This window comes from Arthrobacter sp. MDT2-16, assembly GCF_054510925.1.
The window spans coordinates 692,937-716,479 of the sequence record NZ_JBTNDP010000001.1 but is presented as its reverse complement, the minus strand read 5'-3'; the positions used below and the strand labels follow the sequence as shown (position 1 = coordinate 716,479).

Annotated in this window: 26 protein-coding genes, 1 tRNA gene and 1 pseudogene; 10 read left to right on the top strand and 18 right to left on the bottom strand. The window is 70.1% G+C overall.

Going from position 1 to position 23,543, the window contains the following annotated elements; translation table 11 throughout:
• Positions 1 to 94: 94 nt before the first annotated feature.
• Together ACX80N_RS03530 and ACX80N_RS03525 are read left to right on the top strand one after the other, a co-directional pair.
• Positions 95 to 664, top strand: a complete 570-nt coding sequence (locus tag ACX80N_RS03530) for an RNA polymerase sigma factor (RefSeq protein WP_459338286.1) — start codon at positions 95 to 97, stop codon at positions 662 to 664.
• On the top strand, positions 651 to 1,439 hold the full coding sequence (locus ACX80N_RS03525) for an anti-sigma factor (RefSeq protein ID WP_459338285.1): 789 nt from the start codon (positions 651 to 653) through the stop codon (positions 1,437 to 1,439). The genes ACX80N_RS03530 and ACX80N_RS03525 overlap by 14 nt, the downstream gene beginning before the upstream one ends.
• Before the next feature lie 57 nt (positions 1,440 to 1,496).
• Here the strand turns inward: ACX80N_RS03525 and ACX80N_RS03520 are convergent, their stop codons facing one another.
• From ACX80N_RS03520 to ACX80N_RS03510, 3 genes are all read right to left on the bottom strand, one after another.
• Entirely contained in the window at positions 1,497 to 2,576 is a 1,080-nt protein-coding gene (locus ACX80N_RS03520; RefSeq protein ID WP_459338284.1) for a fatty acid desaturase family protein, read from the bottom strand.
• A 114-nt stretch (positions 2,577 to 2,690) separates the two neighbouring features.
• A complete protein-coding gene (locus ACX80N_RS03515) occupies positions 2,691 to 3,320 on the bottom strand; it encodes a flavin reductase family protein (protein ID WP_105031855.1) in 630 nt (209 codons plus the stop codon).
• Entirely contained in the window at positions 3,313 to 4,185 is an 873-nt protein-coding gene (locus ACX80N_RS03510; protein WP_338064892.1) for an SDR family oxidoreductase, read from the bottom strand. The genes ACX80N_RS03515 and ACX80N_RS03510 overlap by 8 nt, the downstream gene beginning before the upstream one ends.
• Positions 4,186 to 4,287: 102 nt before the next feature.
• Here ACX80N_RS03510 and ACX80N_RS03505 point away from each other — a divergent pair, with 102 nt between their 5' ends.
• Positions 4,288 to 5,091: an SGNH/GDSL hydrolase family protein gene (locus ACX80N_RS03505; protein ID WP_459338283.1), complete on the top strand. Its 804-nt coding sequence runs from the start codon at positions 4,288 to 4,290 to the stop codon at positions 5,089 to 5,091.
• A gap of 383 nt (positions 5,092 to 5,474) precedes the next feature.
• Positions 5,475 to 6,392: an SDR family oxidoreductase gene (locus ACX80N_RS03500; RefSeq protein ID WP_240615116.1), complete on the top strand. Its 918-nt coding sequence runs from the start codon at positions 5,475 to 5,477 to the stop codon at positions 6,390 to 6,392.
• A gap of 84 nt (positions 6,393 to 6,476) precedes the next feature.
• Here ACX80N_RS03500 and ACX80N_RS03495 read toward each other — a convergent pair whose 3' ends face one another.
• On the bottom strand, positions 6,477 to 7,514 hold the full coding sequence (locus ACX80N_RS03495) for a YrzE family protein (RefSeq protein WP_459338282.1): 1,038 nt from the start codon (positions 7,512 to 7,514) through the stop codon (positions 6,477 to 6,479).
• Positions 7,515 to 7,640: 126 nt separating this feature from the next.
• Between ACX80N_RS03495 and ACX80N_RS03490 the strand changes: the two genes are divergently transcribed.
• Entirely contained in the window at positions 7,641 to 8,141 is a 501-nt protein-coding gene (locus ACX80N_RS03490; protein ID WP_105031852.1) for a DUF456 domain-containing protein, read from the top strand.
• Positions 8,142 to 8,174: 33 nt separating this feature from the next.
• Here the strand turns inward: ACX80N_RS03490 and ACX80N_RS03485 are convergent, their stop codons facing one another.
• The 4 genes from ACX80N_RS03485 to ACX80N_RS03470 form a co-directional block, all read right to left on the bottom strand.
• A complete protein-coding gene (locus ACX80N_RS03485) occupies positions 8,175 to 9,950 on the bottom strand; it encodes a glycoside hydrolase family 15 protein (RefSeq protein WP_459338281.1) in 1,776 nt (591 codons plus the stop codon).
• Between the two features lie 23 nt (positions 9,951 to 9,973).
• On the bottom strand, positions 9,974 to 10,096 hold the full coding sequence (locus ACX80N_RS03480; RefSeq protein WP_276308023.1) for a hypothetical protein: 123 nt from the start codon (positions 10,094 to 10,096) through the stop codon (positions 9,974 to 9,976).
• Positions 10,097 to 10,164: 68 nt separating this feature from the next.
• Positions 10,165 to 11,649, bottom strand: a complete 1,485-nt coding sequence (locus ACX80N_RS03475) for a S10 family peptidase (protein ID WP_459338280.1) — start codon at positions 11,647 to 11,649, stop codon at positions 10,165 to 10,167.
• A gap of 36 nt (positions 11,650 to 11,685) precedes the next feature.
• The gene (locus ACX80N_RS03470) at positions 11,686 to 13,248 is read right to left on the bottom strand and encodes a DHA2 family efflux MFS transporter permease subunit (RefSeq protein ID WP_105031850.1); all 1,563 of its coding nucleotides are present in this window, start codon (positions 13,246 to 13,248) and stop codon (positions 11,686 to 11,688) included.
• Positions 13,249 to 13,360: 112 nt separating this feature from the next.
• Here ACX80N_RS03470 and ACX80N_RS03465 point away from each other — a divergent pair.
• Positions 13,361 to 13,433 (top strand) — tRNA-Ala (locus ACX80N_RS03465).
• Between the two features lie 76 nt (positions 13,434 to 13,509).
• On the opposite strand, the gene ACX80N_RS03460 is transcribed toward ACX80N_RS03465, so the two are convergent.
• The 7 genes from ACX80N_RS03460 to ACX80N_RS03430 all read right to left on the bottom strand — a co-directional run bounded on the left by ACX80N_RS03460 (position 13,510) and on the right by ACX80N_RS03430 (position 17,836).
• Positions 13,510 to 13,776: a hypothetical protein gene (locus ACX80N_RS03460; protein ID WP_459338279.1), complete on the bottom strand. Its 267-nt coding sequence runs from the start codon at positions 13,774 to 13,776 to the stop codon at positions 13,510 to 13,512.
• A 99-nt stretch (positions 13,777 to 13,875) separates the two neighbouring features.
• Positions 13,876 to 14,142 (bottom strand): hypothetical protein, encoded by a 267-nt coding sequence (locus tag ACX80N_RS03455; RefSeq protein ID WP_105031848.1) that lies wholly within the window; start codon positions 14,140 to 14,142, stop codon positions 13,876 to 13,878.
• Positions 14,143 to 14,233: 91 nt separating this feature from the next.
• The gene (locus ACX80N_RS03450) at positions 14,234 to 15,550 is read right to left on the bottom strand and encodes an alpha-amylase family glycosyl hydrolase (RefSeq protein WP_459338278.1); all 1,317 of its coding nucleotides are present in this window, start codon (positions 15,548 to 15,550) and stop codon (positions 14,234 to 14,236) included.
• Between the two features lie 70 nt (positions 15,551 to 15,620).
• Positions 15,621 to 16,055: a hypothetical protein gene (locus ACX80N_RS03445; protein ID WP_459338277.1), complete on the bottom strand. Its 435-nt coding sequence runs from the start codon at positions 16,053 to 16,055 to the stop codon at positions 15,621 to 15,623.
• Positions 16,056 to 16,168: 113 nt separating this feature from the next.
• On the bottom strand, positions 16,169 to 16,435 hold the full coding sequence (locus ACX80N_RS03440; RefSeq protein WP_459338276.1) for a hypothetical protein: 267 nt from the start codon (positions 16,433 to 16,435) through the stop codon (positions 16,169 to 16,171).
• A 131-nt stretch (positions 16,436 to 16,566) separates the two neighbouring features.
• A complete protein-coding gene (locus ACX80N_RS03435) occupies positions 16,567 to 17,418 on the bottom strand; it encodes a cytochrome c oxidase assembly protein (protein WP_459338275.1) in 852 nt (283 codons plus the stop codon).
• On the bottom strand, positions 17,411 to 17,836 hold the full coding sequence (locus ACX80N_RS03430; protein WP_459338274.1) for a DUF2243 domain-containing protein: 426 nt from the start codon (positions 17,834 to 17,836) through the stop codon (positions 17,411 to 17,413). Before ACX80N_RS03430 ends, ACX80N_RS03435 begins: the two co-directional genes overlap by 8 nt.
• A gap of 96 nt (positions 17,837 to 17,932) precedes the next feature.
• On the opposite strand from ACX80N_RS03430, the pseudogene ACX80N_RS03425 reads away from it, so the two are divergent.
• A pseudogene (locus ACX80N_RS03425) lies at positions 17,933 to 18,281 on the top strand (DUF4193 family protein).
• On the opposite strand, the gene ACX80N_RS03420 reads toward ACX80N_RS03425, so the two are convergent.
• A complete protein-coding gene (locus tag ACX80N_RS03420; RefSeq protein WP_459338273.1) occupies positions 18,178 to 18,471 on the bottom strand; it encodes a hypothetical protein in 294 nt (97 codons plus the stop codon). The pseudogene ACX80N_RS03425 and the gene ACX80N_RS03420 overlap by 104 nt on opposite strands.
• A gap of 265 nt (positions 18,472 to 18,736) precedes the next feature.
• Positions 18,737 to 20,047, bottom strand: coding sequence for an alpha-hydroxy acid oxidase (locus ACX80N_RS03415; RefSeq protein WP_459338272.1), 1,311 nt, complete (start codon positions 20,045 to 20,047; stop codon positions 18,737 to 18,739).
• A 296-nt stretch (positions 20,048 to 20,343) separates the two neighbouring features.
• Between ACX80N_RS03415 and ACX80N_RS03410 the strand changes: the two genes are divergently transcribed.
• Positions 20,344 to 20,556, top strand: a complete 213-nt coding sequence (locus ACX80N_RS03410) for a hypothetical protein (RefSeq protein WP_459338271.1) — start codon at positions 20,344 to 20,346, stop codon at positions 20,554 to 20,556.
• Entirely contained in the window at positions 20,553 to 21,059 is a 507-nt protein-coding gene (locus ACX80N_RS03405; RefSeq protein ID WP_105031841.1) for a mycothiol transferase, read from the top strand. Before ACX80N_RS03410 ends, ACX80N_RS03405 begins: the two co-directional genes overlap by 4 nt.
• Before the next feature lie 63 nt (positions 21,060 to 21,122).
• On the opposite strand, the gene ACX80N_RS03400 is transcribed toward ACX80N_RS03405, so the two are convergent.
• Positions 21,123 to 21,785 carry an alpha-ketoglutarate-dependent dioxygenase AlkB family protein gene (locus ACX80N_RS03400; RefSeq protein WP_459338270.1) on the bottom strand — a complete coding sequence of 221 codons (663 nt, stop codon included), beginning with the start codon at positions 21,783 to 21,785 and terminating at the stop codon, positions 21,123 to 21,125.
• Between the two features lie 243 nt (positions 21,786 to 22,028).
• On the opposite strand from ACX80N_RS03400, the gene ACX80N_RS03395 reads away from it, so the two are divergent.
• On the top strand, positions 22,029 to 23,543 hold the full coding sequence (locus ACX80N_RS03395; protein ID WP_459338269.1) for a glycosyltransferase family 2 protein: 1,515 nt from the start codon (positions 22,029 to 22,031) through the stop codon (positions 23,541 to 23,543).

The window sequence follows — 23,543 nt, the reverse complement described above, 5'->3', positions numbered from 1 at the left end:
GATCCGGACGCTTCGACGTCGGGAGGTCCCGGTGGAGGGCCGCCGGGAGTTCCAGCGCGGTACCGGGCACGGCACCGCGCTGAAGGAGTGGGGCGTGACACCTCCGAGCACCGAGTGGACGAGCCAGCTCGACGCGGAGTTCTCCGCCGGTGACGAGGCCGCACTGGCCGTCGCGTACAGGCGTCTTTCCCCCCTGGTGTTCACCGTGGCCCTGCGATCCATGGACGACAGGGCCGTGGCCGCCGACATCACCCAGGACGTGTTCGTGCGGGCGTGGCGCTTCCGGGACAGCTTCGACCCCCGGTTCGGCACCGTCCCGGCCTGGATCCTCGGCATCAGCAGGAACGTCATCCTGGACAACCTCGCGGCACGGAACAGGCAGAATCAGGTGGTGGCACGATCCGGAGCGGTCGTGGAACCGGAGGGCCCTCGGGGCCACGCCCGGGAGGTGGACGCCGTGACGGACCGGGTGGTCCTGGACTCCGAGCTCGACCTGCTGGGCGAACCGCAGCGGTCCATCCTCCGGCTCGCCTTCTACGAGGACCTGACACACCAGCAGATCGCGCAGCGGCTCGAGCTGCCGCTGGGTACCGTCAAGAGTCACATCCGAAGGAGCCTTGCACACCTGCGCAGTCGATTGGGGGAATGGAATGCGACACCTTGATCCGGACATCCTCGGGATCGCCGCGCTGGACGAGCCGCTGGACCGGTGGTCCACCGAGCACCTCCTCGAGTGCGGTGCCTGCGGTGAGGAGGTCTCGGAGCTGCAGGGGGTCGTCATGCTCGCACGCTCCGGCGGATACCAGGGCCGCATCGAGGCGCCCGATCCCTCCGTGTGGACCGCGGTCGCCGGGGAACTGGGGTTGTCCGAGAGTACGGCGGTGCGCGATGCCGACGCTCAGGGCGCCGTCGTCATGCCGATCCGCCGGTCGGACGGGGACAGGGCCGATCAGGGCCGGGCTGATCCCGGCCGGACGGGTGGGAGCGCCACGACGGGCCGGAGGGTCCCGGCGTGGTGGCTCGCCGCGGCCGCCGTCGTCGGGATCGCGGCCGGGGGAGGCGCGATGTGGGGGTTCCAGTCCGCGGACGAGGGCAGCGGAAGTGTCCTGGCGCGGGCTGAGCTGACGCCGCTGCCGGACTACCCGGGATCGGGCCGGGCGACGCTCTCGGGGTCCGACGACGGAGCGCGCAGTCTCGATGTGGCCCTCACCGGCCCCTCGCCCAGCGGCTACCGGGAAGTGTGGCTGCTCGCACCGGATGCCGGCCGGATGTACAGCCTGGGCCTGATGGACGGCGACGAGGGCACCTTCGCGGTGCCTTCCGGGATCGATCTCGAGCAGTTCCCCGTGGTCGACGTCTCGGACGAGCCTCCGGACGGGGACCCTACCCACTCGGGCGTGAGCATGGTCAGGGGCCGGCTCGACGTCCCCGGCGCATAGCGCCGATCGCGGTCGAGGGCTGAAGCGCCGCCGTCCGCGGACCGGCGGCGCTGCGGGTCACTGGCGGCGGAACCGGTTGACCATCGGGCAGTCGAAGGGGTCGCGGGCGGCGAGGCCCACGCGGTTGAGGTAGGACACCACCGCGCCGTACGACGCCGCCACGCCCACCTCGGTGTACGGTACGCGGAGGCGCTCGCAGTGTTCCCTGACGATCACGGCGGCGCGGCGCAGGTGCGGACGCGGCATGTCCGGGAAGAGGTGGTGCTCGATCTGGAAGTTCAGTCCGCCGAAGGCGTTGTTGACGAACGATCCGCCGCGGATGTTGCGTGAGGTGAGTACCTGCTTCTGGAAGAAGTCGAGCTTGCTGTCCCTGGGCACCACGGGCATGCCCTTGTGGTTGGGGGCGAAGCTCGCTCCCATGTACACGCCGAAGACGGCGAGCTGCACGCCGAGGAACGCGAACGCCATGCCGACGGGCAGGAACCAGAACAGGATGCCGAGGTACGCACCGAAGCGTGTGCCCAGCAGCGCCAGTTCCACCCAGCGGCCCTTGATGGTGCGGCGGGCGAACAGTGTGCTGATGGAGCGGGCGTGCAGGTTGATGCCCTCCATGGTCAGGAGGGGGAAGAAGAGGTAGCCCTGGCGGCGCGTGATCCACGCGCGGATCCCCGTGGCCTTCGCGGCGTCCTCCTCGAGGAAGGAGATGGTGTCCACCTCGATGTCCGGGTCCTTGCCCCTGGTGTTCGGGTCGTTGTGGTGACGCGTGTGCTTGTCCATCCACCACGCGTAGCTGATCCCGACGACCCCGGCGGCGAGGATGCGCCCCGACCAGTCGTTCGCGCCGCGGCTCTCGAAGATCTGGCGGTGCGAGGCCTCGTGCGCGAGGAAGGCGACCTGCGTCAGCACGATGCCGAGCACGGCGGCGATGAGGAGCTGGAACCAGGTGTCCCCGAGCAGGGCGAATCCCGTCCATGCCGCACCCATGGCGAGCACGAGGAGCGCGAAGACCGTGACGTAGAAGCGGCGACGCCGGTTCAGCAGGCCTTCCTTGCGGACCTGCTTCAGCAGCACCGAGTAGGAGGCGACGACGTCGTTGGGCCGGGAGATGCGGACGGTGCGCGGGGCGGCGATGCTCATGGGGGTCCCTGGGGTAGCGAATGGCTTCCCAGCCAGGGGTGGGGTGCTAACCCGCAGATACTCGCACTGTACGGCAACCGATCGAGTGGTCCCCGCGCGGGGTGCATGGTTGCGTCAGGGCGTTCTGTGCGGTCCGCGATAGTGCCCCGGCCACTCCCCGAGCGGGATCCGTGGGATGTCGCGGATGGTCCCCGCGCTTCCCCACTCGTTCCTGCCGAGCCGTGAGAGCGGCTCGAGGGCGCCGATCGCCGGGAGGTCGCCGTCGAGCACGTCCTCGGACACCACCGCGTGCAGCACCTCGCCGAAGACCAGCGTGCAGTCGCCCATCTCCTGGATCAGGTGGAGCCGGCACTCGAGGGCCACGGGGGATTCGAGGACACGGGGCGGCCGCACCGTGGTGCTCGGCTCCCGCGTCAGGCCGGCGGCGTCGAACTCGCTGACCTCCGGGGGGAACGCGGTGCCGGTGGCGTTGACGGCCTCGAAGAGGCTCTCGGGGGTGAAGCCGACCACGAACTCGCCCGTGGCCTCGATGTTCCGGACCGAGTCCTTGCGGCCCACCGAGGTGAACTGGATGATCGGCGGGTTCACGGAGGCGATCGTGAAGAACGAATGGGGCGCGAGGTTGTCCACGCCGTCCGCGGACGTGGACGAGATCCACGCGATGGGGCGCGGCACGACCACCGAGGTGAGGAAGCGGTAGAACGCTCGGCTGTTCGCCGGATCGGGGACGACGTCCCTACGCATGCCTGCCACCCGGGCCCGGCGTGGTGAGGAGGTCGCGGAGGCCGAGCGGCGCGCGGCCGGTGAGGCGTTCGACGTCCTGCGACACCTCGGCCATCTCGCCGCGGGCGATGGCCGTGTAGGTGCTGACCCACGCATCCACCTGCCAGGGCGGCGCGCCATGATGGGCGCGCGATGCCAGGGCCTCCGAGTGCGTCTGGTCCTCGAACCGCACGGACGCGGGAGTGAGGTCGCTGATCACTGCTGCGGCCTCGGCGAGGGTGAAGGCCTCGGGTCCGGTGAGGTGGTAGGTCTTCCCGGCGTGCTCGTCGGGTGCGCGGAGGACGGCGGCCGCCGACCGCGCGACGTCGGCCTGCGCGACGGCGGAGAGCCGGCCGTCCCCTGCGGGGCCGCGGATGACGCCGTCCTCCGCGAGCGCCGGCACGACATCGAGGTACAGGTTGTCGCGGAGGAACGTCCAGGTGAGTCCTGACCGGCGGATGTGCTCCTCGGTGTACCAGTGGTCCCGGGCGAGGAGGAAGGCCGCCTCGGGGCCTGCGCCGAGGAACGAGGTGTAGACGATGTGCCGGACGCCCGCCCTGGCAGCCGCGTCGACGAATGTGCGGTGGCTCTCGAGGCGGTCCTGCGCCTCGGCGGCGGACACCATGAACAGGACGTCGACGCCGGCGAGGGCATCGAGGGCCGCGGCGGAGTCCTCGTAGGAGGCCTGCCGCACCTCCGACTCCGGCAGGTGCTGTGCCCGGTCCGGGGATCGGACCGGCAGGATGAGCGGCAACCCCTCACCGGCGAGGATCCTGGCGGTACTGCCGCCCACGATGCCGGTGGACCCTGTGACTGCGATGCGGTGCTCCATGCCCGTGTCAGCCACGGGGATGCGCGGTTTATTTCCATCGCGTCGGGAGACCAGGGTTCATCGGGTGTTGGCCCCGGCGTCGCCCCCGGGTTGCCCCGTCGGGCTAGGCTTCCACGAATGGCCGGACGGTTCGTGGCGATCGGAGACTCCTTCACCGAGGGGGTGGGTGACTGGAACGCGCGGTACCCGAACGGGGTGCGCGGGTGGGCGGACCGCGTGGCCAAGCAGCTGGGGCGGCAGGACCCCGCGTGGGAGTACGCGAATCTCGCCATCCGCAGCAAGCGGCTCCACCACATCCGCGACGAGCAGGTGGAACGGGCGCTGGCCCTGAAGCCCACCCTCGTCAGCCTCTACGCGGGCGGCAACGACATCCTGGAGCTCCGCGCGGACATGGGCACCCTCATGCGCGAGTACGAGGCGGTGGTGGCGCGGATCGCCGCCTCCGGTGCGCGTCCGCTTCTCTTCACCGGCTTCGACATCCCGCTCAGCCCCGTGTTCGAGCCGATGAAGCGCCGCAACTGGCTGTACAACGACCACGTGCGGCGCATCGCCGGCGTGTACGACGCCGTCCTCGTGGACTACTGGTGCTTCGAGGAGTACTCGGATCCGGGCCTGTGGGACGCCGACCGGCTGCACATGTCACCGGCCGGGCACCGGAACCTCGCGGCCCACGTGCTGCGGATCCTCGGCGTGGACCATTCGCTGGTGCCCCGGCTGCCCGAACGCGAGGGCCATGCCGGGCTCGTGGCGGGCCTCCGCCGGGAGACCACCTGGCTGGGGGAATGGGTGGTGCCGATGTTCGGGCGGCGCCTGCGGAAGGTCACGCTCGGCGACGACCTGCAGCCCCGCTGGCCCGTGCCCGTCCGCCCCGCCGACGGGCTGAAACGCCTGGCACGTGTGCGGCAGGCAGGGACGGCCTGAGTCCTGCCCGGCCGATAGACTGGGCGGACTATGGAACACATGCGTAAGCTCCGCACCCCGATCGTCTGGCTCCTCGTCGCCGCGATGGTCCTCAGCGTCGGCGCCGGGTTCTTCTCCGTCGTCTTCTGACCGTTCTTCCCCGGTCCTCATGCGGCGATCGACCGCCGCCGGGCTTTCGGCCATCGCATGTGATGCGCGTGGCCCTACCTGTCCCCGTGATGCTACGCCACTCCCTCCTTCAGTCGGGACCGCGCGGAACGGACTTCCCCCGACCGGAGATCCTAAGTAGGCTTAGCTTTATCGGCCCTGCCGATAATTCACCCGTGTGTCGTACGGGCTGCATGCAGCCGGTACGACACACCCTCTGTACAGGGAGAACACCTATGACCTCCGACAGCATGACAGGATCGACCGACCAGTACACCTTCCAGAACCCCGTGACGAGGTTCGAGAGCATCACGCCGGCCGCCGAGCACACGGCCGAGCCCGGCCTCGAGGCGGACCTCGACATCAAGGCCGACCGGGGCGAGACCTCGTACCGCGGCACGGGTCGGCTCGTGGGACGCAAGGCCCTCATCACGGGTGCCGATTCCGGTATCGGCGCGGCCGTCGCCATCGCCTTCGCCCGCGAAGGCGCCGACGTCGCCCTGTCCTATCTTCCCGAGGAGGAGGAGGACGCCCAGGTCGTCAAGGGCATCATCGAGGCGGAGGGCCGCACGGCCGTCTGCATCCCGGGCGACCTGAAGGATCCGGCGTACTGCACCTCGCTGGTGCAGCAGGCCGTCGACGGCCTGGGCGGCCTCGACACCCTCGTCAACAATGCCGGCAAGCAGGTGGCCGTCGAGTCGCTCGAGGACCTGAGCGACGAGCAGCTCGATCACACCTACAAGACGAACATCTATTCGTTCTTCCGGGTGACGAAGGAAGCCCTCAAGCACCTCCAGCCCGGATCGGCGATCATCAACTCGACGTCCATCCAGGCGTACGAGCCTTCGCCGACCCTCGTGGACTACGCGAGCACCAAGGCCGCGATCAACAACTTCACGAAGGGTCTCGCGCAGCAGCTCGCGCCGAAGGGCATCCGCGTCAACGCCGTGGCGCCGGGTCCCATCTGGACCCCGCTGCAGCCATCGGGCGGCCAGCCTGCGGAGGCGCTGCCCGAATTCGGCAAGGACACCCCGCTGGGTCGTGCCGGGCAGCCCACCGAGCTGGCTCCGGCGTATGTCTTCCTGGCGTCCTCGGAGTCGAGCTACGTCCTCGGCGAGACACTGAACGTCAACGGCGGTATGCCCTCGCCCTGATCCGCCGTCCCGTCGGACCCACGGCAGCCCCGGACTCCTGCGAGTCCGGGGCTGCCGTGGTCCGGGGTGCTCGAGGGTCGCCGGCTACGCGGTCCCCTCGAGGGCGTCGAAATCGGTGCGGTCGATCCTGCGGTGGTAGCGCATGCCCGCCAGGCCGCCGAGGATCGCGCCGACGAGCGCGATGGCGGCGACCACGAGCAGGCCGATGAGGCCGGGGCCGGTGAGGTCCTGGGCGGAGGGGACGCCGATCCCCTGGAACTGCTCGGTGACATTGGCCTGGTTCCCCACGATCAGGCCGATGACGGCGAGCACGACGGCGATGATGACGGCCCAGAGCCAGACGGCGACGCCCTGCTTGACGCCGCTGAAGCGGGCCATGCGCCCGGCGACGTACCCTCCGGCGAAGTAGGAGATGAGCAGGATGACACCGAGGATGATGGCCGCCGTGAGGCCCGTGGTCTGTGCCTCGCCCGAGCCGCTCGTGATGTCCGCGGCCGACAGGTTCGCGCCGGCGCCGAACAGCGCGGCCACGGCGCCCACGAGGGCCGAGAGCAGGACGAACAACCCGGTGGCGGTCAGCCAGCCGAAGAACCCGGCACCGAACTTCATGCCGCCGAAGTGCTCCTTCTCGCGGCGGTGGAGCAGCTTGCGGTCCTCGGGGCTCGGTACGCCGGAGCCGACGGCCGCCGTCCGGGGCAGGTGGCGTTCACGGCCCTGGTCCTCGTCGGTCCGGGCATCGGACCTGGTGGCCGTCAGGGGCGCCACCTGCGTGTGTGCCCGGGTCTCCGCCTCCCGCTCACGGGACGCGGAGACGGGGGCCTGCGCCTGCTGGCGGGTGGGGGTCGTGTCGGAGCTGTCCGAGTACATGCCCGGTACGTAGTCGCCGCTGGAGTCGTCATCGGCCGAGTAGCCGCCGGGGACGTAGTCGCCGTGCCCGCCCTCGTCCGCGCCCGCCCGGGAGGCTCCCGCGGTGGTGCTCGCGCTCGTGCCGGTATCGGCCCGCCCCACGCTGCTGGCGCCCGCACCCGACCGGTCGGTGTCCATCAGCTCCGTCGGGTTCTCGGGTTCGTGGGGACGCCGCGACCCGTCGCCGTCCGTGTTGCCTGTTGCCGAGGTGCTCATCGGTCCTCCTGATCTTCGGGCCCGCGGGCTCGCTAAGGTGGCTTAGTATTGCGACCAGTATTCCACGCCGGTCCGCGCGGGACCGTCTGTGGCACCGCGTCGCGCCGGGGGTGCAAGACTGGGGCCATGGATCTACAGGTCTTCATGACGGTGGTGTGCGGTGCGCTCATCGCCGTGGGTATCGCGGGGGTGGTGGTCCCGGTGCTGCCGGGCAGCATCCTGATCATCGTGTCGCTGCTGATGTGGGCGCTCACCGTGACCAGTACCGAGGGGTGGGTGGTCTTCGCGATCGGCACCACGCTGGCCGGCGCCGGGCTCACCGCCGGGATCGTCCTGACGGGCCGGACTCTCAAGCAGCGCCGGATCCCCGGCCGCTCCGTGACCATCGGCGTGCTCGCAGGCATCGCGGGGATGTTCGTCATCCCCGTCGTCGGACTGTTCGTGGGTTTCGCGCTCGGGCTGTTCACGAGCGAGTACGCACGGCAGCGGGATGCCCGTGCGGCACTGACCTCGAGCCTGCACGCGCTGAAGGCCACAGGCCTCGGCATCCTCGCCGAGCTGGTCCTGGCCTGTCTGGCCGGGACCACCTGGGTCATCGGTGTATGGGTCTACTTCGCGACGGCCTGAAGCCCTGCCCGAGCCCGGAGCCCCGCCTGGGCCCTACTCCTTGCCTGCGATGGACAGGGCCGCGACGATCAGCGCCAGATGGCTCAGACCCTGCGGAATGTTGCCCATGAACGAGTTGTCCGACGGCTCGACCATCTCGGACATGATGCCGACGTCGTTCGCGAGGGGCAGCAGTTCCTCCATGAGGTCCACCGCTTCGTCACGCCGGCCCACGGACACGAGCGCCGACACCATCCAGTACGCGCAGGCGACGAACGTGGCCTCCTCCTCCCGCATGCCGCTGTAGCGGTACAGAAGGGGGCCTGCTCCGAGCTCGTCGCGGAGGGCGTCGATCGTGGACGACATGCGTGGTCCCGTGTCGAAGCCGCTGATGGCGTGCAGCAGGATCGAGGCGTCCAGTTCGGTGGACCCGGGATACCAGACGTAGCTCTGCCGCTCCTCGGACCAGCCGTGCTCGTGCACCCAGTCGCGGATGCGGTCCCGCTCGGCCGCCCACCGCTCCACCGGTCCCTGCAGCTGCCCGCGCTCGGCGAGCGCCACTGCGCAGCGCAGGGCGTTCCAGCACCCGAGCTTCGAGGTGACGTAGTGCCGTTCCTCCGGCAGTTCCCACATCCCGGCGTCACGACGCTGCCAGATGTCGCACGTGAGGTCGGCGAGGTCCGCGAGCTGCCGCATGGTCGCGGGATCGAGGACGTGACCGGCCTGGACGTACTGCCAGACGATGTCGAACACGTCACCGAAGACACCCAGCTGCAGCTGTCCTGCGGCGGGATTGCCGTCCACGACCGGTCCGTTGTTGCGCCAGCCCGTGAGGTCCGGGCGGTGGGTCCCCTGCGGCATGTCCCCGTTCAGGTGGGTGAACACCTCCAGGTCGGATCCCTGCGAGCGAAGATTCTTGAGCATCCACGACACCGCGGCGTGTACCTCCTCCCGGAGCCCGGCACGCGTCAGGGAATGCAGCGTGTAGGCCGTATCCCGCACCCAGGCGTAGCGGTAGTCCCAGTTCTTGCCCCCTGCGGCGCTCTCGGGAAGCGAGGTGGTCGCCGCGGCCGCGATCGATCCGGACGGGCTGTGGAGCAGCAGTTTCAGGGTGAGGGCACTGCGGAGCACCGCGTGCCGGTAGTCGCCGTCATAGGCGAAGTCGTCCGACCACGACTGCCAGTTGCGGATGGTGCGGTCCACGCCGTCGTCGATGGTCTGCGGATCGGGTAGGGGCAGTGGTTCACCATGGGTCGAGACGACGGCGACGAGGTGGCGCGACCCGGCCGAGGTGGTGAAGGCGCCGTCGACGGTCTGTCCCGAGGGTGTCCGCAGCCCGTGGTCGATCCCACGGATGCCGAGGCCCACGGCGTCGATGCGCAGGACGGGATCCTCAGCATCACCGTCGAGCCAGGGCGACGCCGAGCCGAAGCAGCTGCCGGGGGTGACGGACCATGCCATGTCGACGGCTCCGGTGAGGCCGTCCACGCGGCGGGCGAGTTCACCCCACGGCAGCCGACCGGCCACGCCGGTGTTGAGGGAGTCCGTCACGCGCGCGGTGCCCGTGGCCGTGGTGTAGGTCGTCTCGAGGACGTTGGTGCCGTCCACGTAGCGCCGTTCCACCGAGAACTCCCCTGCGGGTGCCAGGACCATGAAGCCCTCGTCCGCGTCCAGGAGCCGGGCGAAGGACGGCGTCGAGTCGAGGTCCGGGGTGGGGTACCAGTCGATCGAGCCGTCCAGCGCCACCAGGGCCACGGTCCGCCCGTCGCCGATAGCGGCGTAGGAGCGGATGTCGGCGAAGCCGTCCTCGTCCCTCAACGCGTCCGTCACGGCCGACCGGCCCCCGCCGACTGCTACCTGCCGAACCTGCCGTTGTAGCGCGTCTTGTTGGCGCGGGGCTGCTGCCCGGAGCGGCGGCTGTTCAGCACGCGGGAGGCGATGACGGGCACGAGGGCCCAGAGGATTCTCTTCAGCATGATGCGTCCTTACGGTCGGGGTGGCCGGCGATGATGGTCAGCGCCGGGCCTATCGATCATCCTACTTACTATTCCTGGCCGTCCCGGCTCCCGGTGACGAAGGCCCTCAGCGCCCGCAGCTGCGCCCGGCGTGCTACCGGGTTCAGGTACATCATGTGGCCGGCCTCGTGGTAGTGGTGCGTGAAGCGGGCGCGCGCGTCGTCGTCGAGGTTCATGTGGGCCCAGACGTACTCGGCCGCGAAGTGCGGTGTGGCGCCGTCGTGGTAGCCGTAGTCGACGTGCACCCGCAGGGTCGGGTTGTGCACGAGGAGTCGCTCGAGGACTCCGGAGACGTCCACGGGTGCACCCTCGAAGGTGCGGTAGCTCCAGGGCTGCACGCGGGCGGTGAGGATCTCGTAGGGGAGGTCGTTCTCGTAGCCGAGTTCGGCGCGGACGTAGTGGTTCATCGCGGCCGAGTAGGGGCCCGTGATGGCCCGGATGCTGGGATCGTCCATGGAGTCCGAGGCCTGCAGGTTCTCCGGCCGCGCCGTGAAGCGCGCATCGATGCGGCCGACCGCGAGCCCCTCGGAGCGCAGGAGCTCCGCAGCGAACTCGTGGTACGCCCAGCGGAGGTTCGTGCGGCGGATGAAGTCCTCGTCGAGCCTCGTGATGGCGTGCAGCCGCGCGACGACGTCGTCGTGCTCCTCGGGTGTCAGCCGGGTGCCCTGCGTGAGGGCGTAGCCGAAGTCCCGGGCTGCATACTCCTCCGCCTCGCGGACCACGTCGGCGAGCTCCCGGTCCCCGTGCAGTCCGTGGAAGTGGGCGATCGCAGCATAGGTGGGCAGGTGCAGGGCGTAGGGCAGGTCGCTGCCCGGGAAGAAGCGCAGGGTGGACATGTTGAGCACCGTGGAGATGAGCCCCAGCCCGTTGACCGCCATCCCGTACGCGTCGAACAGGCGCCCGGCCACCGCGACGGCGCGGAGCGTCCCGTAGGACTCCCCGACGAGGTACTTGGGGGAGAGCCAGCGGTTGTTGCGGGTGGTCCAGAGGCGGATGACCTCGGCCACGAGGTCCCTGTCCTGCACGAACGCGTGGAACTCGTCCGCCTTCTCGCCCTCCACCACGCGGGAGTACCCCGTGCTCACGGGATCGATCATGACCAGGTCGCTGGACTCGAGCAGCGACTCGGGGTTGTCGACGAGCCCGAAGGGAGCTGGGGTCATGGCGCCGACGTCACCGGAGTCGACCAGGCGCGGACCGAGCAGGCCCAGGTGCAGCCAGACCGAGGCCGAGCCCGGGCCGCCGTTGAACGCGAACGTGACGGGACGGTCCGGCTCGGCGTCCTGCTTCGTGTACGCGACGACGAAGATCTCGGCCTTCGGCTTGAAGCCGCCCGCCTTGCCGTCGGTGGTCTCCTCGCGCCGGAGCACGAGGCGCCCGGTGGTGGTGGTGTACCTCAGGCCGGAGGGCGCGGTGTGCTCCCGGACGGTGAAGTCGTCCGAGACCTCCTTCGCCTCGTCCTTCCCTGCGTCGCGAGGGGCGTCCTTGGGTGTGTCCTGCGTCTCGTCAGCCATGGTACGAGCCTACCGGTAGTTCTCCGAGGCAACGGCTCAGGAATCGGCGCGCGTCGCTTCCCGCGGCCGGTGCCCCGATGCGTCGGCGGCCGGTCCGGCAGCACCCGCATCGCCGTCCCATACGCGGTTCTGCTGGGGCCTGGCGAAGAACAGGGCCGCGGCGAACCCGAGGATGATGACGGTCGCGGGCAGGTAGAGCGACTGGCCCATCGACAGGGCGTAGCCTGCCCTGGCCTCGTCTGGCAGGGCCGCGCCCGGGGTGGCGCTCATCCCGCCGCCGCCGAGGTTCGACGTCAGGCGCGACTGCATCATGGCCGCGATGGCCGCGCTCCCGAGGACCGCGCCCATCTGCCGCGTGGTGTTGTACACCCCCGAGCCGGCGCCCGCGAGCGACGGCGCGAGGTTGCGGGTGGCCGTCAGGGACACCGGCGCCCAGATCCCGGCGCTCGCCAGGCCCAGCAGCGACACCGGCAGCAGGAGCTGCCAGATCGGGACGTCCGGCGTGAGGATGGAACCCATCCAGAACAGGGCGGCCGACATGCCGGCGAACCCCGCGATGGCGATGTACTTGGGGTTGCTGCGCTGGACGTACTTGCCGACGAACGGAGCGAGGACGCCCGAGATGACGGCCATGGGGGTGAGCAGGAGCGCGGCCTGGGTGGGGGAGAGACCGCGCACGGTCTGCGCGTAGAGCATCAGCGGCAGCGACATGGTGGTGATCGCGAAGCCCATGGCGGTGATCGAGGTGTTGGCCAGGGAGAAGTTGCGGTCACCGAACAGCCTGAGCGGGACCAGCGGTTCTCCGCGGTTGAGCTTCTGCCAGACCACGAAGCCGACGAGCAGCACGATGCCCGTGATGATGAGCGACCACACGGACACGGGTCCGGCGATCGTGCCCCAGTCGTAGCTCTCGCCCTCCTGGATGCCGAACACCAGGCAGAACAGCCCCGCGGCGCTGAGGAACACGCCGAGCATGTCGAATCGGTGCGACGTCGTGGGCAGGGTGGGTACGAGGCGGGCCGCGAGGATGAACCCGACGACGCCGACGGGCACGTTGATGAAGAAGATCCATTCCCAGCCGGCGGAATCCACGAGCACCCCGCCCATGATCGGGCCGACGAGGGTGGCGATGCCTGCGACCGAGCCCCACAGGCCCATGGCGGCTCCGCGGCGTTCCGGCGGGAAGATGCGGGTGATGACGGACATGGTCTGCGGTGTCATGAGGGCGGCGCCCAGGCCCTGCAGCACGCGCGCGAGAATGAGGGCCTCCACCGAGCCGGACAGGCCGCACCAGGCGCTGGAGAGGGTGAAGACCACGAGCCCCACGAGGTAGACGCGCTTCGGCCCGAAGCGGTCCCCGAGCCGACCGGCCACGAGCAGCGGCACGGCGTAGGCCAGCAGGTACGCGCTGGTCACCCAGATGACGCTGTCGATACCGGCGTCCAGCCCCTCCATGATGGCCGGGGTGGCGACGGACACGATCGTCGAATCGACGAGGATCATGAAGAAGCCGATGACGAGCGACCACAGGGCGGGCCAGGGCCTGACGTCGTCGTTCCGGGGCGGCGCAGGCGTTGCCTGGGAGGGGGTGCTGGGCATGGAAGAAGACTACGCCCGGCGTCCGACGGTGCCGGGCCCGGTACCGGCGCCGGGCGACTTTGGGCTAAGCCGCTCCTCGCAGGTACAGTGTTGGTGTTCGGAAGTGGTGTCCGGGGCTTTAGCTCAGTTGGTAGAGCGTTTCGTTCGCAATGAAAAGGTCAGGGGTTCGATTCCCCTAAGCTCCACTGTTCCGGAAGACGAAGCGAGGCTCCTGTCACCAGGAGCCTCGCTTCTTCCGTCGGTGGCCGGTGCGGCCGGGAGTCAGGACTGGTCCTGCCGGCCGAGCGGGTAGCGGGCGGCCGGAGACCGCGGGGCCTGACTCTCCTCGGCGTCCGGTTGTGCCGGATCCGACCCGGGCCCGCCTCTCGTGTCGAGAGGACTCATGCCCGCCGTCTGCTGACCGGCGTTGAGCAGGGACGTGTCGCCGACCGGGGATGTGCCCGGTTCGTCGATCATGGCTTCCTCGGGGATGTTGATGTCCTGGCGCAGGTGCGAGCTGTCGGGCAGTGGCCCGTCGGTAGGTGTCATGCCACCGAGTGGACCACCACGACGTGACATCCGGGCACTGCGGACAGCCTCCGAGAATTCACTGGTCATCCGGCCGCTGCGGTGATCTCCACGGACGGACTACTCCTCGGCGGCCTTCTTGCCCCAGGGCCGCGCCGCGAGGATCCGCACGAGCGGACCGAGCCACGACATCACCACGAGCAGGGTGAAGGTGCTGCTCAGGGACGAGCCGAGGGTCGTGGCGGGGAACAGCTGGTGCAGCCCCACGAGGATCGCCGCCACGAGGAGCAGTTTCTTGACGGCGTTGAGCACGTGCAGCGGCACCGGCCGCGGCCAGGGCGTGAAGTCGACCGTGTCGATGTCCCGGAGCTGGTCCTCCGCGCTCATGCCGTTCTCCTCTGCGATGCGGTGTCGGCTCCATTATCCACTCGGAACCGCCCTGCTGGGCAGTGCCGCCCGCCGTGGGTCCGGTGAGGGCTCAGGCGAGGACGGCCCATCCCCGGGGCGGGAGGAGCACGGAGGTCCCGCCGCGGATCGTGGCCCCGCCCGCGAGGACGGTGGCCGCGCCGGCGTCGACGGCGCGGGGCTCGGGCGAGAGGTTCAACGCGACCACGAGGGCGTCCGGGCCGTCCGCGACGCGGTAGGCCAGGAGCTCGTTGGAGAGGTGCATCACCTCGGTGGTGGCGCGGTGCAGCCACGGGTGGCGGCGCCGGAGGCCGATGAGCTGCTGGTGCACCTCGTAGACGGGACGTCCGAGCGGTGAGAGGTCGGCCGGTGAGGGTGGGAAGAGCGGTCGCACGTCGTCGTCGCCCCCCGCCCTGTCCTCCTTGATGCCGCGGTAGCCCTGCTCGTCCCCGTAGTAGAGGGACGGCGTGCCGCCGACGGTGAGCAGGACGACGACGGCGTGTGCCAGCAGTGCGGGATCGGTGAGCCTGCTCGCGATCCGGGTCACGTCGTGGTTGCCGATGAAGGTCAGCGGCGCGAAGGATCCCAGGAGTGCGTTGTGCCGTTCGAGCGCGGCGGCGAGCTCGAAGAAGTTGGTGTCGTTGAGCGAGCTCCAGACGGCCTTCCACAGTTCGTACTGGGTGGCCGAGTCGAGCCCTCCTGCCCGGACCTGTCCGGCGTAGTCGCCGTGGATGTACTCGCCGACGAAGTACGCCTCGGGGTGTGCGGCGCGGACGCGGGCCGTCACCGCGGCCCAGAACGAGGACGGGACGGCGTAGGCGGCGTCCAGCCGCCAGCCGTCGGCGCCCCGGGCGAGCCAGTACTCCATGACGTCGACGACGAAGTCCGCCACCGCGGGTTCGTCGTGGTTGAGCGCCACCAGGTGGTGATGGCCCTCGAAGTCCCGGTATCCCGGTTCCGTGCCAACACCGGCGTCCCCGGGCCAGTCGAGGGAGAACCACGAAGCCGTGGCGGCACCGGGTCCCTGGGCGAGGACGTCCTGGAAGGGTGTGAACGATCTCCCCGTGTGGTTGAAGACACCGTCGAGCAGGACCCGCAGGCCGCGCCGGTGCGCCTCGGCGACGAGCGTGTCGAAATCCTCGAGGCTCCCGAGGCGGGGATCGATCCGGAAATAGTCGGTGGTGTCGTAGCCGTGCGTCTCGGCGGCGAACACGGGACCGAGGGCCAGCCCTGATGCGCCGAGACCCTGCGCGTAGTCCAGCCAGGGCACCAGATCCAGCAACCGGTGCTCGGCCGCGGGCTCCGGGGTGGCGGTCTTCTCCGCGCCGGTGAAACCCAGCGGGTACACCTGCCACCAGATGGCGTGCTCGATCCAGGCAGGCTCGTTCATGGCGTCGGTGGCTCCCCTCGGGCGGGCCCGTGAGGGCTGGACGTCGGCCCCGGCAGGGGCGACCTGGCGTCTAGCCTACGTCGACGAGCAGCGGATCAGCCCAGGCGAGCTGCCGCACGTCGGCGGGCTCAAGGTCTGCAGCCTGGGCGATGTCGATGATCGCCGCGCCGCTCTCGGCCGCCCGCACCACCGCTGCTTCGAGCTCGGCCGTCCGCTGGTCGAGGTCCCACTGCAGCGACTCCACGTCCGCTGCAGCAGCGGCGACCCGCCGTAGGGCCGGGGTCAGGGGAAGGGCGAGTTCCCGGGGCTCCTCATGGGAGAGCTGGAACCCGCACGAGCAGGCCCAGACGAGCTCGACATCGGATGCCGGCACCGGCTGCAGGACCATCCCGTAGGAGGACCCCCGGTAGGAGGTCTCGCGCAGTGTCATGGGGTCACCGCAGTGCAGGGGAGCCCCTACCGCGGTGTCGTCTGCGCCGACAGCGTCATCGATTGTCTGCGTCATGGCTCTCTCACTTTCGGGTCAAGAATACGAACCATACTGCTAACTAGTTCTATAAACTAGTTATATGCGGACTGACCTACTCGTGTCCACTCCGCGATGCGATCGGGCCGCACCTAGGAATCGATGATCCGCTGCCGGGCCTCCCTGTACTCGTCCTCCCGGATCACCTGTCGGCGGAGGAGGTCGTCGAGTTCCTGCAGGCGCTGCTCCTTGCCCGCCGGTGCCGGTGCCGCTGCCGTGTCGGGCGGTCGGGTAGCGGTTCCGTCCCCGGTGCCGGCGCCCCGGCGGGCCCCCGTGACCAGCAGGGCGATGCCCACGAGCACCGCCAGCGCCACCACGAGACCGAGCAGGATGATGATGTGCCAGCCTTCGAGGCGCATGACTAGCCCTCCTCGACGGCGGCGAGGACGGGCAGGAACAGGACACGCGACATCGAAGACCCCCATGGATGACGGGGTCCGGCGGCCCCTGTGCCGATCACCCTACAAGACCGGGCACCCGTCGCTCCGTGTCAGGCGGCCCCGGCGCTGCCGAATCGTCCCCGGGCCGACGGCGTCGCCCGGGGACGCAGGCGTCGTCCGGCGGTCCGGTAGACCTGCGTGCAGAACACCACGAGCAGCAGCACATGTACGGCATCCCCGCCGTAGTACATCAGCTGGGCCGCCTGCTCAGCGTCGGACGGCCAGGAGCCCTGACCGGCGACGGCGTAGAGGTGCTTCGCCACCACAGCGTGCACTGCGATCGTCGTGAGGATCGCGACGCCCCTCAGCCAGGGAGCGGCCCTGTGCGGGTTCGGGTCCGGTCCGACGACCGCGTAGGCGAAGAGCGTTCCCGCCGCCACGAAGTGGACGTGCAGCAGGGGCCCGGACACGGGGTGGTGCAGCAGGGCGAATGCCGCCGGGTCCCAGTAGAGGACGGCCGTCGGGCCTGCGGTGAGAAGGCCGGCCATCAGCGGATGTGCGGCCAGCCGGACGGGCGCGGAACCGGCCAATCGGGCGTAGTGCCGTCCTGTCCTCGCGGAGACCGCCCGCAGGAAGAGGGTCCCCGGAGCACCGAGGACGAGCAGCAGCGGCACGAGCATGCCGAGCAGCAGATGGGCCGCCATGTGCGCGGTCAGGCTGCTGCCGGCCGCCTGTGCGAGCGGGCCCGCCGTGGCGACGACCCCGAATCCCGTGCCGATGAGCCAGGCGGTGGTGCGGCGTGGCGGCCACCCGGTCCGCCCCCGCAGGACGCCGGCGCGCCCGGCGACCAGATAGAGGGCGGCCAGCCCGAGCCACACGAGAACGACGGCGGTGTCCAGCGCGAAGGCTCCGAGGGCTTCCCCGCCCGGTGCCGGGCCGGGGTGGTGGGGTCCCTCACGCATCGCCGGTGCTCTGGTGCGCGGTGCGGCGGACCAGGAGCAGGAGCACCCCCGCCACCAGGAAAGCCAGGGCCGCGCCGTTCCAGGCGAGGTCGTAGGAGAGCAGCTCCACCCCGTAGCGGATCTCGTGGAGGTCGAGGAGCTTGTGCTGCACCACGCCGTCGAACAGCTGGAAGGCCCCGATGCCCATCAGGATCCCGGCCACCCATCGGCGCGTGGAGAGGGCTCCCCGCCGTCTCAGGTCCGCGAAGAGGAAGAGTGAGGCCACGGTGGCGAACCAGCTGAAGGCGTGGAAGACGCCGTCGGACACCAGTCCTGCGGCCGGGGTGGACCGGTCGTAGAAGTGGTGCCAGTGGAGGAGCTGGTGGAACACGGCCTCGTCGACGAAGGCGATGATGCCGCAGCCGAACAGGAATCCCACGAGGACGTTGCGACGCTGCAGCAGGGCGCCGTCGTCCTGCCGGTCGGGGGCAGCGGGAGGAATGGACGATGCGATGGGATTGCCCGTCGTCGGAGGGTGTGGACGCCTTCAGCGTGCCAGCGCAGCGCCCGCAGCGTCCACTACTTTCAAGAGGCGTTCCACGCGAACCGCGGCAGCAGCGCAGTCCTCGTCCGTCGGCTTCGAGGACGCGGACACCGCCGAGGGCATCGACCTGCCGGGTGCAGACCTCTCCGGCGGAGAACTCCTCATCCGGGTGATCCCGCCGCAGCGTGACCGGTCCACCTGCGCCTCCTGCTTCCTGGTCCGGCTCCGCGGTCAGGTCAGGAGACCCGCTCGTCGTACCACCATTCGGCGGGTTCGAGGGGCTGCTGGGGCCGGCGCCTCAGGGGCACCACGGCCGCCTCGCGGCGCGGGCGGGTCATGAGCATCCGGATGGCCGCGAGCAGGGCGGCGGGAATCGAGACCAGCACGACGACGGCGATGGCGTACATCGCGAGGGCCGCATGGACGGGCGAATGATAGAGCCCGGCCATCAGTGCGGCGCTGCCCAGCCACAGCCACAGCCAGAACAGGCCGATCACGTAGAGCAGTGACCTCGCGCGCCTGTAACGCAACGGAAAGTGCCTCCGCCTACGCTCCATATTCGTCTCCCCAGACTTATCCGGCCCGCCCCCAGGCGATGCCACTGGATGAATAATAGTCCCCTGACAAGGCTTTTCTTGTGTCCGGGACCGGATCGAGACGTGATGGTCGCCAGCGGGCGGTGCGCAGCACCGGTGCGGCCAGGGAGCGATGCGTCGGGAGGGCGGGAACACCTCTCCGACGGCGTCAGGAAGGGCGTGTCCGCCCTCCCGACGGGGCAGGGCGGAAGAGGGCTGCTCAGAGGGTGATGGCGGCGTCGGGGAGATCGGTGCCCGTCGCGGTGCCCGTCGGACCGGCGGTCGCGCTGCCGAGCAGCCGGACGTGGTCCGGGGTGAGATCGGTGATCCGGTTGACGCCGAGCAGCTGCATGGTACGGGCGGTCTGGGCGCCGAGGATCGCGATGGTGCGGTCCACCCCCGCGCGACCGCCTGCCATGAGGCCGTAGAGGTAGGCGCGCCCGATCAGGGTGAAGTCGGCGCCGAGGGCCAGGGCCGCGACGATGTCCCCGCCGCTCATGATGCCCGTGTCGAGGATGATGTCCGTCTTGCCCTTCAGCTCCGCGGCGACGTGCGGCAGGAGGTGCAGGGGGACCGGTGCACGGTCGAGCTGCCGCCCGCCGTGATTGGACAGGATGATGCCGTCCGCGCCGTGGTCCACGGCCTTCTTCGCGTCGTCGAGGGTCTGGATGCCCTTGACCACGAGGTTGCCCTTCCAGACGCCGCGCAGCCAGTCGAGGTCCTCGAACGTGAGGGTGGGGTCGAACATCGAATTGATGAGGTCCGCGACCGTGCCCGAGTAGCGCGAGAGCGAGGCGAACGCGAGCGGCTCGTGTGTGAGGAAGTTGAACCACCAGGCCGGCCGGTAGGAGGCGTCGACGACGGTCTTCAGGGTCAGCGCGGGCGGGATGGTCATGCCGTTGCGGACGTCGCGGAGGCGGGCGCCGGCGACGGCGGTGTCCACCGTGACCATGAGGGTGTCGTTCCCGGCGGCGGCGGCCCGCGCGATCAGCTCCATGGAGCGGTCACGGTCCGTCCAGAGGTACAGCTGGAACCAGTTGCGGCCGGTCGGTGCGGCCTGTGCGACGTCCTCGATGGAGGCGGTGCCCATGGTCGAGAGGGTGTACGGGATGCCCGCTGCCGCCGCGGCCTGCGATCCGGCGTACTCGCCCTCCGACTGCATCATGCGGGTGAAGCCCGTCGGAGCGATGCCGAACGGCAGGGCCGAGTCCTTCCCGAGAATCGGGGTCACCGTGCTGACCGTGCGGACGTCGCGCAGGATCCCGGGGCGGAACTCGAGGTCGAGGAAGGCTGCGCGGGCGCGGCCCAGCGAGATCTCGGCTTCGGCGGCGCCGTCGGTGTAGTCGAAGGGTGCCTTGGGTGTTCGGCGCTTCGCCAGGTCGCGGAGGTCCCAGATGGTGTTCGCCCGCTTCAGGCGGGCGGCCGCGCCGAGCTCCGGTTTCTTGAACTGCATGAGCGGGGCGAGGTCCGCGACCTTCGGGACCCGGCGCCTGAGGGCCGGGGGGACAGTGGGGCCGGAGGATTGCTGCATGGGTGCCTTTGCTCGTCGTCGGACCGTGCCGGGATCGACCGGTGCGCGGACCGACACCACTGCACGGCCCGGGTTGATCCCCGATCCTACGGCCTGTGGTCGGGAACGTGGTGGTCGACGCCGTGATGGTCCGGTGCTCGCGCGGAGTTCCGCCGAGGGCTCCTGCAACGGGTCCGGGATCCCCGCCGGCGGGTCCCGCTCACCGAGCGCCCTGCTTCCGGACGGTCCGGGGGTCACCTAGACTTCAGGGACTGGTCGAGCAGGAGGCCATGAACCGGCCCCGACGTGGAGCAGCCATGCAATACTTCCCGCAGATACTCGAACCCCTCGCCCGGGGAGATGGCGCCTCGCCCTCCCGACGGGTGCCCCTCGCCGTGCTGCCGCAGAGCCCCGGGACCCAGCAGTTCCCGGCCCAGCATCCGCAGTTCCTCCCGCTCATCCCCGCACGGCAGCGACGGCGGTTCGGGCCGCTGATGGCGTCGCGGGACGCCGGGCAGGACCGGCGATGACGTCCGCGGAGGTGCTCTCCGAGGCGTTCGGCCGGCTTCCCGAGCTCGTGCGCGGCGCCGTCGAGGGCCTCGACGCCGACCAGCTGTCCCTGCGGCCGGGCGGCTCCGCGAACTCGATCGCGTGGCTCGTGTGGCACCTGGCGCGCGTCGAGGACAGCCACTTCGCGGACGCGTTCGGCCACGACGAGGTATGGCTCGCGGACGGTTTCGCCGAGCGGTGGGGGCTGTCCCTGGAACCCGGCGACACGGGGTACGGCCACTCGTCGGACCAGGTGGCTGCGGTCCGGGTCGGTTCGGCGCAGCAGCTGCTCGACTACTTCGACGCCGTGCACGCGCGGTCCCGGGGCCTGGTGGCAGCGCTCGACGAGGACGACCTGCACCGCGTGGTCGACGAAGGGTGGGACCCGCCCGTGACGCTGCTCGTCCGGCTCGTGAGCGTGATCGACGACGCCGTGCAGCACGCCGGTCAGGCCGCCTACGCGCGCGGCATCATCCTCGCCTAGGCGACGGACCCCGGGCGGCCGTGATGCTGTTCGTCGGGGCCGTCCGACGCGCCGGTGCCCTGCCTAGCTGAGGCCCGTCTGCCGCAGCGTGATGTTGAGCCGCCCGTCGAAGCCGATCCCGGCGGGCGCGGAGCCCGGCAGGATCCTGAGGACCCCGTGGTAGGCGAACCGGGAGGGTCCGCCGAACACGAAGAGATCACCCGAGGCGAGTTCCAGGTCCTGCCACGGACGGTTCCGGTTCTCCGTGTTGCCGAACCGGAACACGCACGAGGAACCGAGGCTGAGTGAGACCACAGGAGCGTTCATGCGCTCCTCCCGGTCCTGGTGCATCCCCATCCGTGCGGCGTCGTCGTAGTAGTTGACCAGCGCGGCATCGGGCTCGTAGGAGGCCCCGGCCTCCGGCCCGCAGGCGGCAGTGACGGCGTCGCGCCCCAGCGAGCGGAGCACGTCGGGAAAGGGCGCGACGGCGCCTCCGCCGACGTCGTCGGCCGTGCGGCTGTACCGGTAGGGGAGCCAGTGCCACCCCAGGCTCATGCTCTTCACGGACATCACGCCGCCGGTGGGCATCGTCACGGCGCGCATGGGGACCGGTCCGCTCGCCCAGGTGCGGCACAGGGCCACCAGCTCCCGCTGGCGTGCGGGATCGAGCCAGCCGGGGAGGTGCACGGCGCCCGGCCCCAGTTCGCGGGGCGGGCGGGGGATGAGGGCATCGGTCGGTTCGCTCACCTCCCCATTGTGCGCCGGTGGCATCTGCCGCGCTCCGCTACGGGGTGCGTACGGGGTTCGGGCGTACCTACGCCATTCGTTGAAGCATTCTTCGGTCTCGGCACGGGGCTGCGTCGAGGTTGCAGCGAAAGACTCGTCCAAGAAGAGCGCGGGTCCTGCTGCCAGGACCTGCGCGGAATCATGTGGATGCCACTGCTCCCTCAGGAGCGGTCCGGGCACCAGTCCCCAGGAGACGACGCAGCAATGACAATGACACTCGACGCGCCCCACGGGCAGGACTCCGCAGCGGTATCGGAGGAAGAGGGAGCCACCCGCCGACCGACCGTCCGGCTCGACCGCATCGTCGGCGTGGTGATCGCCGGCATCGTGACCGCCGCCGCCGTGCTCCTGTGGCTCGCCGTCGCGGCCAAGGGACCGGACACCACGATCGCGGAGTCGAACGACGCCGTCATCGGCATCTGGCGCGTCCTCTACAACGCGGACGCCCCTGATGCGAGCACCATCCTCGCGGCCATCGCGCTCGCGCTGCTCGCCGCCGCCGGGCTCGCCCTCGTGGAACGGCACATCGCCACGAAGGCACGCCGTTCCATGAATCCCGGCCACCAGCCCCTGGCGCCGAAGGTGATCATGGCCGCCAACCGTGGCCAGTTCGCCGGCGAGGTGACCGTTACCGTGCTCATCCCCGCGCACAACGAAGAGGCGTCGCTCCCGCAGACCATCGCGTCCCTCAAGAGCCAGTCGCACCGGCCCGAGCGCATCATCGTGGTCGCCGACAACTGCACCGACGCCACCGTGCGCCTGGCCCGCGAAGCGGGTGTCGAGGTCATCGAGTCGGTGGGCAACACGAAGAAGAAGGCGGGTGCGCTCAACCAGGCGCTGAGGTGGGTGCTGCCCGAGCAGGGCGACAACGACGTGGTCATGATCATGGACGCCGACACCCAGCTCGACGACGGCTTCCTCGCCAACGCGGTGGTGCGCTTCGTCAGGGACCGCGCCCTGATGGCGGTGGGCGGCCTCTTCTACGGGGAGGAGGGCCACGGCCTGATCGGCCAGTTCCAGCGGAACGAATACATCCGCTACTCCCGTCAGATGCGCCGGCGCCGGGGCCGCGTGTTCGTGCTCACCGGGACGGCGTCGCTCTTCCGGCCCGTGGCACTGCGCACCATCGCGGACAGCCGTGGCCGGACCCTCCCGGGGACGCACGGGGACGTGTACGACACCGCGGCACTGACCGAGGACAACGAGCTGACGATCGCCCTGAAGTCCCTCGGAGGTCTCATGATCTCGCCCCAGGACTGCACCGTGGTGACCGAGCTCATGCCTTCCTGGGGCACGCTCTGGAACCAACGCCTGCGCTGGCAGCGAGGCGCCCTCGAGAACATCGGTGCCTACGGCGTCACGTCCTCCACCATGCGGTACTGGGCGCAGCAGCTGGGCATCGGCTACGGCGTGATCGCCCTCGGCGCCTACCTGGCACTGATCGTCCTCACCATCGTGTCCCTCGAGACGTGGATCTGGTTCCCGTTCTGGCTCGGACTGGGCCTGCTGTTCACCCTCGAGCGGGTCGTCACGGTGTGGAAGGGAGGCTGGAAGGCCCGCATCCTCGCCCTCACGCTGTTCCCCGAGCTGTTCTTCGACATGTTCCTCAACCTCGTGTACGTGAAGGGCATCATCGACCTCTCCTCCGGCCGCCAGGCCAACTGGAAGCACCTCACCCACGCCGCTCCGGCGCCCGCAATCTCGTCCCAGGAGGCCTAG

Excerpts from the sequence above, each read along its gene's own strand:
- ACX80N_RS03480 (WP_276308023.1), bottom strand. The coding sequence starts at position 10,096 with ATGCTGAAGAGAATCCTCTGGGCCCTCGTGCCCGTCATCGCCTCCCGC.
- ACX80N_RS03520 (WP_459338284.1), bottom strand. The coding sequence starts at position 2,576 with ATGAGCATCGCCGCCCCGCGCACCGTCCGCATCTCCCGGCCCAACGAC.
- ACX80N_RS03435 (WP_459338275.1), bottom strand. The coding sequence starts at position 17,418 with ATGCGTGAGGGACCCCACCACCCCGGCCCGGCACCGGGCGGGGAAGCC.
- ACX80N_RS03470 (WP_105031850.1), bottom strand. The coding sequence starts at position 13,248 with ATGCCCAGCACCCCCTCCCAGGCAACGCCTGCGCCGCCCCGGAACGAC.
- ACX80N_RS03495 (WP_459338282.1), bottom strand. The coding sequence starts at position 7,514 with ATGAGCACCTCGGCAACAGGCAACACGGACGGCGACGGGTCGCGGCGT.
- ACX80N_RS03405 (WP_105031841.1), top strand. The coding sequence starts at position 20,553 with ATGACGTCCGCGGAGGTGCTCTCCGAGGCGTTCGGCCGGCTTCCCGAG.
- ACX80N_RS03525 (WP_459338285.1), top strand. The coding sequence starts at position 651 with ATGCGACACCTTGATCCGGACATCCTCGGGATCGCCGCGCTGGACGAG.
- ACX80N_RS03505 (WP_459338283.1), top strand. The coding sequence starts at position 4,288 with ATGGCCGGACGGTTCGTGGCGATCGGAGACTCCTTCACCGAGGGGGTG.
- ACX80N_RS03475 (WP_459338280.1), bottom strand. The coding sequence starts at position 11,649 with ATGGCTGACGAGACGCAGGACACACCCAAGGACGCCCCTCGCGACGCA.
- ACX80N_RS03455 (WP_105031848.1), bottom strand. The coding sequence starts at position 14,142 with ATGAGCGCGGAGGACCAGCTCCGGGACATCGACACGGTCGACTTCACG.
- ACX80N_RS03395 (WP_459338269.1), top strand. The coding sequence starts at position 22,029 with ATGACAATGACACTCGACGCGCCCCACGGGCAGGACTCCGCAGCGGTA.
- ACX80N_RS03500 (WP_240615116.1), top strand. The coding sequence starts at position 5,475 with ATGACCTCCGACAGCATGACAGGATCGACCGACCAGTACACCTTCCAG.
- ACX80N_RS03440 (WP_459338276.1), bottom strand. The coding sequence starts at position 16,435 with ATGCGCCTCGAAGGCTGGCACATCATCATCCTGCTCGGTCTCGTGGTG.
- ACX80N_RS03515 (WP_105031855.1), bottom strand. The coding sequence starts at position 3,320 with ATGCGTAGGGACGTCGTCCCCGATCCGGCGAACAGCCGAGCGTTCTAC.
- ACX80N_RS03450 (WP_459338278.1), bottom strand. The coding sequence starts at position 15,550 with ATGAACGAGCCTGCCTGGATCGAGCACGCCATCTGGTGGCAGGTGTAC.
- ACX80N_RS03490 (WP_105031852.1), top strand. The coding sequence starts at position 7,641 with ATGGATCTACAGGTCTTCATGACGGTGGTGTGCGGTGCGCTCATCGCC.
- ACX80N_RS03445 (WP_459338277.1), bottom strand. The coding sequence starts at position 16,055 with ATGACGCAGACAATCGATGACGCTGTCGGCGCAGACGACACCGCGGTA.
- ACX80N_RS03410 (WP_459338271.1), top strand. The coding sequence starts at position 20,344 with ATGCAATACTTCCCGCAGATACTCGAACCCCTCGCCCGGGGAGATGGC.
- ACX80N_RS03415 (WP_459338272.1), bottom strand. The coding sequence starts at position 20,047 with ATGCAGCAATCCTCCGGCCCCACTGTCCCCCCGGCCCTCAGGCGCCGG.
- ACX80N_RS03460 (WP_459338279.1), bottom strand. The coding sequence starts at position 13,776 with ATGACACCTACCGACGGGCCACTGCCCGACAGCTCGCACCTGCGCCAG.